Origin of the sequence: Chamaesiphon sp. GL140_3_metabinner_50 (genome assembly GCF_025361915.1) — a bacterium.
Lineage (GTDB): Bacteria > Cyanobacteriota > Cyanobacteriia > Cyanobacteriales > Chamaesiphonaceae > Chamaesiphon.
Window position 1 is genome coordinate 1 of sequence record NZ_JANYJC010000324.1, and the last position, 9712, is coordinate 9712.

Consider the following 9712-nt stretch of genomic DNA (forward strand, 5'->3'; position numbering starts at 1 on the left):
CGTCATCGTAGATCGATCGATCTCCTAAATATGCTTGAATTAAACTTTCGCAGTCGGCGGGAGTAATCGAGATCGTTCCCGCGAGTAATGCTTCGAGTTCGGGATCTACCGCGATCGCATCTGTACCGACGAGCTGATGTGCTTGAGCGACTTTGGCTAGATATTGACGTTCTTCTAGTTGAATCTTTCCATCGAGCCAAGCGACACCAATCAGGATTTTTATCAACGATCGTGCCTGAGATTGATTATCCATAAGATCTACCATAGTAAGTAATTCTCTTTGTTCTAATTCTATGCCGATTGCTGCTGACATGGCTGCCGCGCTTGAGCGACTTTGGCTAGATATTGACGTTCTTCTGGTTGAATTTTTCCATCGAGCCAAGCGACACCGATCGGGATTTCGATCGACAATCGTGCCTGAGATTGATTATCCATACGATCTACCATAGTAAGTAATTCTCTTTGTTCTAATTCTATGCCGATCGCTGCTGACATGGCTGCCCGATTTCCCGCCGACACTCTTGTCAATCTCGAACGCGTCGATAAAATGTGGCAAAATTTGCGTCAGGGGCAGATTATTCCACGAGAAATGGTCGTTTCAAGCGATGAATTTTTAAAAACCATCGATGTGGAGGTGGCGATCGCGGGTGGTACGCTGGGAATTATTCTGGCTGCGGCTCTGCAATTACGGGGCTTTAAAGTTGCTGTTATCGAGCGGGGAGAACTCAAAGGGCGAGTGCAGGAGTGGAACATCTCTCGCGCGGAATTACGGGTGTTGGTGGAGCTAGAATTACTATCTGATGCAGAACTCGCGATCGCGATCGCGACTGAATATAACCCCGCGCGGATTGCTTTTCCGAATACGCCCGATATTTGGGTGCGGGATGTTTTGAATATCGGTGTAGATCCGGTATATTTACTCGCTACGCTCAAAGCTAAGTTTTTAGATAATGGCGGTAAGTTATTAGAGTTTACTTCATGCGATCGCCTGACGATTCATCCGAATGGAGTCGCGATCGATCTTGGTACAGGACAATTAACTGGTAAATTATTTATCGATGCGATGGGACATTTTTCGCCCTTAGCAGCTCAGGCTAGAGCGGGTAAAAAACCAGAGGGGATTTGTCTAGTCGTTGGCAGTTGTGCAACAGGATTCGCGCAAAATGAGACGGGCGATATTTTTGCCTCTATTACGCCGATTCAAAATCAATGTCAGTATTTTTGGGAAGCTTTCCCCGCACGAGATGGACGTACCACTTATTTATTTACCTATCTAGATGCCCATCCCGACAGGTTTAGCGTCGAATTTCTATTTAATGAGTATCTGCGCTTATTACCAACATATCAACAGGTAGAATTAGACAGCCTAAATTTCCAACGATGTTTATTTGGCTGTTTTCCATCCTATCGCGATAGTCCACTCAAAACCGACTGGGCGAGAGTATTATTAATCGGCGATAGTAGTGGCAGTCAATCTCCCGTCAGTTTCGGCGGTTTTGGCGCAATGATGCGACATTTATCGCGGTTGACTGATGGCATTGCGATGGCACTTCAGGCTGATGCGCTGAGTAATAAAGATCTCCAATTACTACAGCCCTACCAACCAAACATTGCAGTTACCTGGATGTTTCAACGAGCAATGAGTGTCGGCATCGACCAAAAATTACATCCCAATCGCATTAACAATTTACTAGCCGCTGTCTTTCGATCGATGGCAGATTTAGGCGACGATGTACTCAACCCATTTCTTCAAGATGTCGTTCAGTTTAACGCACTTTCTCGAACGTTATTTCAAACCTCACTTTCCAATCCACAAGCGGTAATTCCCGTCGTTCCTCATGTGGGCATACCCACTTTAATCGATTGGCTGATGAACTATATTAGTCTTGGTGCATATAGTGGACTTTATCCACTCGGTAAATTACTCGCACCATTACTCACCCATCTTACTCCCGCCCAACAATACTATTATCAACAACTCATCCGATCGTATCGCTACGGTTCGGGGCAAGATTTACATATTTGAAAGTTGAAAGCTGAAAGCGATCTAAGCTTTACTCGACAAATATTTACTTCTTACTTCTTACTCCTTACTCCTTACTCCTAAATGCCTACTCCACTCGATCGATTCTTAGCTGAAATTAATCAAATTGACCGAGACATCGATTTGTCAACAGCAGCATTATATATCGCCCAAACTGAATATCCCGATCTAGACATCAATTTCTATATCGACACCCTAGAATTAATGGGTAGCGAAGTCTCCCAGCGATTGTCAGAAACCCCTTACCCACTCAAAGTAATTCAGACGATCGGTAAATATTTATATGAAGAACTGAACTTTCATGGCAACGAACGTGACTATTATAATCCGCGTAATAGCTTCCTCAATGATGTCATCGATCGCCGTACGGGAATTCCGATTACATTAGCGGTAGTTTATCTACACATTGCCAAAGCGATCGGTTTTCCGATGGTTGGAATTGGGATGCCCGGACATTTTTTGATTCGTCCTAACTTTGAAGATGCGGGCATATTCGTCGATGTCTTCGATCGCGGCGAAATCTTATTTGTTGAAGACTGTCGGCAGAAATTAATTAACATCTATCAGCAAGATATTCCCTTTCTCCCGCCAGAAATCTTGCAGCCAGTTAGCAATTGTCAAATCTTATTGCGAATCTTAAATAACTTACAAGCTAATTATCTCAATCAACCCGACTTCGATCGAGCATTAATCATCAAACACTGGATCGATGCAATCGGCTTCGATCGATAAAACCGACTCAATCCTTATCGGATTGTTGCAATCTATTTGCATTGAAAGTCGATCGCTAACTTTTAAGTACACATAGGCGGTAAGATCTGCGAATTATGCTGTCTTTTCGATCGCGAATCGCCCTGTCTGGCGTGTTACATCGCCGTGCCAAAAACTATGCCCGATTTATTTAACCAACCTGCCACAGATGTCAAGTACGCGCTCGTCCATGAATGGTTGACTCCTCAAGCTACCGGAGGTTCGGAATTAGTAGTCAAAGAAATCTTGGCATGTGTCGATGCAGATGTCTACGCCTTAATCGATTTTGAATCGACAAATCCCGATAGTTATCTCTATGGCAGACAAATCGGTACTACTTTTCTCCAAAACTTGCCTGGAGCCAAAAGTAACGTGCAGAAATATTTACCGCTGATGCCGATCGCGATCGAACAATTAGACTTACGGCATTATGATGTAATTTTATCCTCAGCTCATGCCGTTGCCAAAGGCATTCTGACCACCCCCCAACAATTGCATCTGTGTTACTGCCATACGCCCATGCGCTACGCCTGGGATCTGACTTTTGACTATTTGCATCAAAGTCGAGTTGGCAAGGGCTTACCGGGCGTATTGACCCGTTATCTGTTACATCGCTTGCGGCAGTGGGATGTGCTTTCGGCAAATCGGGTAGACCATTTCATTGCCAACTCGCATTTTACAGCCAGCCGAATTTGGCGATGCTATCGGCGACAAGCTGATGTCATCTATCCCCCAGTCGATATCGACAGATTTAGTTGTAATCCCGATAAAGATGATTTTTATCTGACGGTGTGCCGACTCGTTGGCTACAAACAAGTCGCCCTAATTGTCGAAGCATTCAATCAGAACGGTAGAAATCTGGTGGTAATCGGTGCCGGAACAGAATTACAAAAATTGCAACAAATTGCCAAACCGAACGTCACCATTCTTGGTTCGCAACCCAACGCCGTCGTCTGTGACTATCTAGCTCGCGCTACAGCATTTGTCTATGCAGCTTGCGAAGATTTTGGTATTGTGTTGGTAGAAGCGATGGCATGTGGTACGCCTGTTATCGCTTATGGCATCGGTGGTGCCGCAGAAACCGTCTTGGACATTCGTAAGCATCCCCAAGGTGGTACGGGAATTTTGTTTCCCACTCAAACTACCGCTGCGATTGTCGCCGCAATTGCTACGTTTGAAACTTATCGCGATAAGTTTCAAGCCGAACAAATTCGGACTCATGCTGAAGGGTTTGCCACAGCCGTGTTTCGATCGCAGTACCTGAGCGTGCGCGATCGTTATTACCACCAATGGCGATCGTGCCAAGGCGCAAACATGTCAAAGCCAGCCGACCGTCATCTGTGAGCCACGGCATAGCCAACAACGATTTTTAGATGTAATCTGAGGAATATTGGTGATAGAGTGAAATTGAGGAGTAAAATGACCGCAGCTAGTCAACCTATTAAAAATAAGGTAGTTAAGTCTCTAGCCCACAAGCAAAGATTCCACACCCAGTCTCAAGATCTTGTCAAACGGCTATTTGATATTATCTTTTCACTATTAGTGCTGATATTTTGCTCCCCAATTTATCTGCTCCTAGCAGTATCGATCGCCCTAACTTCATCTGGCGGCTCGATTTTTTATGTTCAACAACGAGTCGGTAAAAATTATCGCCACTTTGGATGTATAAAATTTAGGACAATGATTCCCGATGCCGATCGATTACTCCAAGAAATGATGGCACAATCGGAAGATCTCCGCCAAGAATTCGATGAAAACTATAAGCTCAAAGCCGACCCTCGGATTACCAAGATTGGTAAATTCCTTAGGTCTACCAATTTAGATGAATTTCCTCAGTTTATCAACGTTCTTAAAGGCGAAATGAGCGTCGTTGGCCCGCGTCCGCTCGTACCAGAAGAACTCGAACGATATGGCACGCAAATCGATCGAGTTTTAACAATCAGACCTGGCATCACCGGATTATGGCAAGTTTCTGGTCGGAATGATATTCCCTATGCCCAGAGAATTAGAATCGATGTTAGCTACGTGAGGCGGCGGAATTTTTGGCTAGATCTGCGGATCGTACTAGAAACTGTGCGACAAACGATAATACCTAAGAATAATGGGGCATACTAACACTAGCGATCGCGACTAGCTCGAATGATTAGTCGTCGATCGCAATTGGGATATATGATGATGGGGAACTTAGACCCTACCAATTTAACCGATAGCCGATCGCTGACAACATGACTGAAACAAAACGTGCATTAATTACAGGCATTACCGGACAAGATGGTTCTTATCTTGCCGAACTCCTGCTTTCTAAAGGTTACGAAGTTCACGGCATCATTCGTCGCACCTCGACCTTTAATACCGATCGAATCGAACATTTGTATCAAGATCCGCATACGCCTGGAGCCAAACTTTTTCTCCACTACGGTGACTTAGCCGACGGTGTCACCCTTCGCCGCTTACTAGAACTCACCAAACCGCATGAAGTCTACAACCTCGGCGCACAATCCCATGTTCGCGTCAGCTTCGATGCCCCTGAATATACAGTAGATACCGTCGCAATGGGCGCGCTCCGCTTGCTCGAAGCCATCCGCGATTACGAACTGCGGACGAAGCTCCAAGTCCGCTATTATCAAGCTGGCTCGTCCGAAATGTATGGATTGGTACAAGAAGTACCCCAATCGGAAACTACCCCCTTCTATCCCCGCAGTCCGTACGCTTGCGGCAAATTATTCGCCCACTGGCAAACCGTCAACTATCGCGAATCCTACAATATTTTTGGTTGTAACGGCATTTTATTCAATCATGAATCGCCCCGACGCGGTGAAACCTTCGTCACGCGCAAAATTACCCGTGCGATCGCGCGGATTATGGCAAAGCAACAAGATAAACTCTATCTAGGCAATCTCGAATCTAAACGCGATTGGGGTTACGCCAAAGATTATGTCGTCGCCATGTGGATGATGCTCCAACAAGAGCAACCCGATGATTATGTGATCGCTACTGGTGAAACTCATGCCATTCATGAATTTCTGACCATCGCCTTCGATTATGTCAACCTCAACTGGAAAGATTACGTCGAATTCGACTCGCGCTACTTACGTCCTGCTGAAGTAGAATTATTAATCGGCGATCCGACCAAAGCCCAAACTAAACTCGGCTGGAAACCATCGGTAACATTTACCGAATTAGTGCATTTAATGGTCGATACCGATCTCCACGCACTCGGCATCAAATCGCCAAATTATCAAGGTGAAGAAACATTACCCGATGTGGCGATCGTGCGTCAAGCATTAGCGACAATGCATGATTGATATCCGCTGCTCGTCTTAATTTGTCAGTCGTAAATCATCAGTCATAAATCGTAAATTGTCAGTCGTAAGTCGTAAGATAACTAGTGGGCACTGTCCACTAGTTCAGTTCGCAAGTTATCTTAATGCTATAGATATTTATTTGACCTAACTGAGTACTTACCTCTATCGGTAAAATTTCGACACCAACATTAACAGAATTTATGACCAATTTAGATCTATCCACCAAGCGTATTCTCGTTACTGGCGGTGCCGGATTCCTCGGACAACAGGTAATTAGTCAGCTTCAGGCGCAAGGTGCCAATCCCGATCTCATTACCGTGCCCAGATCTGCCGATTGCGACTTGCGTGTGCTAGAAAACTGCCATAAAGCAGTCCACAATCAAGATGTTATCGTTCACCTCGCCGCACACGTCGGGGGTATTGGTTTGAATCAAATCAAACCAGCCGAATTATTTTACGATAATTTGATGATGGGTACTCAGTTAATCCATGCGGCTTATCAAGCTGGTGTGGGTAAATTCGTCTGCGTCGGGACGATTTGTGCCTATCCAAAATTCACACCCGTACCATTCAAAGAGGAAGATATTTGGAATGGTTATCCCGAAGAAACTAACGCACCTTATGGTGTAGCTAAAAAGGCTCTGTTAGTCCAATTGCAATCTTATCGCCAGCAATATGGATTTAACGGCATTTATCTTTTACCCGTAAATTTATATGGGCCAGCGGATAATTTTAAACCCGAAAGTTCGCATGTAATTCCGGCTTTAATTCGGAAGGTACATGAAGCCCAAATTGCCGGAGATAAACAGATTCAAGTCTGGGGCGATGGTAGTCCTAGCCGCGAGTTTATTTATGTAGATGATGCCGCACGCGGAATTGCGATCGCAACTACTAGTTTCGATGGTGACGAGCCAGTCAATCTGGGTACTAACTACGAAATTACGATTAAAGATCTGATTACTTTAATCTGTAAACTCATGGAATATCAAGGCGAAATTGTCTGGCAAACTGATAAACCAAACGGTCAACCCCGCCGCTGTTTAGATACCCAAAGAGCTAAAGAGTTTTTTGGATTTACAGCGCAAGTAGACATCGAGAAAGGCTTGAAAAATACGATCGAATGGTATCGCACTCACAGTTAAAAGTAGTTAACTCAAGTTACTAATACCGCTACAAACCCGACTTCTTCGAGAAGTCGGGTTTGTTTATTTGATATGGTTTTATAGTCCTAATTCAGCTACTTTATTTTACGCTCATCGCTACAACTGGTGTTAACTCTGCTGTTGCAGATTCACTTTGTAAAAATGATTCGATCGAGACGAGACTATTCGAGTCGGCATCCCACAAAATAAATTTAGCACAATCGAGCATATCGCCCATGCGTAATGTTTTTACATTCGAGAGCAGGTGCAGATTTTGACGGTGACAAGCTTCGAGGTTGTAATTGGGAATTCGTTCTGAAAGATGATGGATATTGTGATAACCGATATCAGCGGTAAACCACTTGAGAATTGTCGGTAATTCTAAATAACTACTACCCTCGATCGCACCAGTTAAATAATCCCAATCTGCTGTTTTATTAGCGTAGGAACCTTCAAAAATATGCTGAATGAAGAAAACCCAAATAAACACCACCGCAGATAAAGTTACTACCAGCGAATATACGCTTAAAAAGAAGCCTGCACCCAGCCAGTTACTCAACAAAATCCAGCTAGTAATTACGCAAACGTTATTCAATAGTAAATCCCAAAACTCAGTTCTGGACTGCCAATGCTTAGATTCATGAGTGGCAATTGCCGCCGATACACTGAGTGAATGTTGTTGGCGTTCGGTAATTATATGACGAACTAGATCGTACAACCCTAATATTAAAGCCATTCTAGGAGCGATCGCTAGATAGAAGAACCCACCAGGAATCGCCATAATTGGTTGACGAATAAATTGATAAGTTTCGCGCTCTTTCTGACTTAGTTTGGCAAACTCTGTTGTCGATAAAAAGTCGGCAACACCGCGATAACGCTCCCAATCGCCATTCGTTTTATGGTGATAAGCATGATCTCGCGACCAGGGATATTGAGGAATCGCATTAATAACTCCCAGCATAAATCCAACGCACCGATTGACTTTTTTAGAGCTAAACAGCGAATAGTGTCCGCAATCGTGCATTAACGAAAAAGACCGCACCGAAAACAGCGACATTAAAATGATAATTGGCGGCATTAAAAATATCGAAATATTTACCACTTTAACCGCTAAAAACCACAAGCAAAAGTAAGGAACTAGAGTATTTAAAATTTGAAATATTGCTAGAAGGTCATTACTCTTCATGTAAGAATTGAGAGCAAAATCTGACTTTTTAATTGAAGCGTTCATGCGATCGAATCCAAGAGTAAATCTCTGGAATAGTTATGGAATAGACTTGACAGATAGATCGAGCTGACAGTTAATATTACTCTGGCTACTATGACGTGCGATCGGTAGTTAATTGTGCCACTAAATATTCTAAACGAGATTATTTCATCTGCGATCGAATCAACGAACCGGGCAAACACCAAATTTTTCTGGGCGTACTCACATAGGCGCGCCGCGTAAACACGTCATAGTCATTGCGCTCGATCGAATCTAAAATCTTTTGATACAGTAACAATGCCGCCCAAACTGGCCAGCGGACATCGGGACTGAGCCGACTGATGCCAATTTCAGCTTGCTGATAGTACTTGCGCGCGCGTTGGATCTGAAACTGCATCAACGCCCGCCAATTGTCATTAACCACCCGATTCATCAGATCCTGCTCGGTGTAGCCAAATAAAGCCAACTCATCGAGCGGTAAATAAATCCGTCCCCGCTCGGCATCTTCGCCGACATCCCGCAAAATATTCGTCAACTGTTTGCCAATTCCCAACGCTACTGCTTCTTCAGTAGGAATCTTAATATTGTTACCATGCCAAGGCGCGGTAAATTGCTGCGAATCGACACCGACGATCGCATTAGACATTAAGCCAACTGTCCCAGCTACGCGATAGCAGTACAGCGATAATTCTTCAAAACTCTGGTAGCGATTTTTGCGAAGATCCATCCGTTGTCCGGTCACCATATCCCGAAATGGTTGGATCTGTAAATCGGGAAATTTAGCAATCGTATCGACTAGTGCGACATCGTATTTATCGGTGGGGATGCCCCTAAACATGGCTTCTAGTTGAGCTTCCCAGCGATCGAGCGTAGCTGGAGTAGTCTCATCTGCATCGGCACCATCGACCAATTCATCGGTGTTGCGACACCAGGCATATAACGCCCAAATCGCCCGCCGTTTGGGGACTGTCATCAATTTTGTTGCCAAATAAAAAGTTTTGCCATATTGGGCAGTTATTTGGCGACAGAGTTCGTATGATTCCTCGGTCGATATCATTGTGGTCACGATCGGTAGGGACTTTTCCAGTTGCAACATTGCAGAGACTAAACTAGGGGATCGGGGAACGAAAAGTGCGGCGCGGTCGGGTTTTCCGACCGGACGACCCAGTGATTAGGCAAGTAAATTACCTAAATTGCCGTAGCTAGTGGTTTTGCTACTGCGGGCTGATAATTCGCGATCTCCCGTGCTGCAAGCTTACCAGAA

At 44.5% G+C, this 9712-nt stretch carries 9 protein-coding genes and 1 pseudogene; 6 read left to right on the forward strand and 4 right to left on the reverse strand.

The window, feature by feature from the left end; translation table 11 throughout:
• Both Q0R35_RS16000 and Q0R35_RS16005 read right to left on the reverse strand, forming a co-directional pair.
• A pseudogene (locus tag Q0R35_RS16000) lies at positions 1-313 on the reverse strand (hypothetical protein); the annotation flags it as partial.
• Positions 292-435 (reverse strand): hypothetical protein, encoded by a 144-nt coding sequence (locus tag Q0R35_RS16005; RefSeq protein WP_295620566.1) that lies wholly within the window; start codon positions 433-435, stop codon positions 292-294. The gene Q0R35_RS16005 and the pseudogene Q0R35_RS16000, both read right to left, overlap by 22 nt.
• Positions 436-475: 40 nt before the next feature.
• Here Q0R35_RS16005 and Q0R35_RS16010 point away from each other — a divergent pair, with 40 nt between their 5' ends.
• From Q0R35_RS16010 to Q0R35_RS16035, 6 genes are all read left to right on the forward strand, one after another.
• Complete coding sequence (locus Q0R35_RS16010; protein WP_295620569.1) at positions 476-2026, forward strand: FAD-binding oxidoreductase; 1551 nt, start codon at positions 476-478, stop codon at positions 2024-2026.
• An 81-nt stretch (positions 2027-2107) separates the two neighbouring features.
• Entirely contained in the window at positions 2108-2776 is a 669-nt protein-coding gene (locus tag Q0R35_RS16015; RefSeq protein WP_295620571.1) for a SirB1 family protein, read from the forward strand.
• 156 nt (positions 2777-2932) lie between these two features.
• Positions 2933-4138 (forward strand): glycosyltransferase, encoded by a 1206-nt coding sequence (locus tag Q0R35_RS16020; protein WP_295620591.1) that lies wholly within the window; start codon positions 2933-2935, stop codon positions 4136-4138.
• A 75-nt stretch (positions 4139-4213) separates the two neighbouring features.
• Positions 4214-4909 carry a sugar transferase gene (locus Q0R35_RS16025; protein ID WP_295620574.1) on the forward strand — a complete coding sequence of 232 codons (696 nt, stop codon included), beginning with the start codon at positions 4214-4216 and terminating at the stop codon, positions 4907-4909.
• A 110-nt stretch (positions 4910-5019) separates the two neighbouring features.
• Positions 5020-6099: a GDP-mannose 4,6-dehydratase gene (gene gmd, locus Q0R35_RS16030; RefSeq protein WP_295620577.1), complete on the forward strand. Its 1080-nt coding sequence runs from the start codon at positions 5020-5022 to the stop codon at positions 6097-6099.
• A 200-nt stretch (positions 6100-6299) separates the two neighbouring features.
• Complete coding sequence (locus Q0R35_RS16035) at positions 6300-7241, forward strand: GDP-L-fucose synthase (RefSeq protein ID WP_295620581.1); 942 nt, start codon at positions 6300-6302, stop codon at positions 7239-7241.
• 100 nt (positions 7242-7341) lie between these two features.
• On the opposite strand, the gene Q0R35_RS16040 is transcribed toward Q0R35_RS16035, so the two are convergent.
• On the reverse strand, positions 7342-8472 hold the full coding sequence (locus tag Q0R35_RS16040) for a fatty acid desaturase (protein WP_295620585.1): 1131 nt from the start codon (positions 8470-8472) through the stop codon (positions 7342-7344).
• A gap of 139 nt (positions 8473-8611) precedes the next feature.
• Positions 8612-9544: a phytoene synthase gene (locus tag Q0R35_RS16045; RefSeq protein ID WP_295620588.1), complete on the reverse strand. Its 933-nt coding sequence runs from the start codon at positions 9542-9544 to the stop codon at positions 8612-8614.
• Positions 9545-9712: the final 168 nt, after the last annotated feature.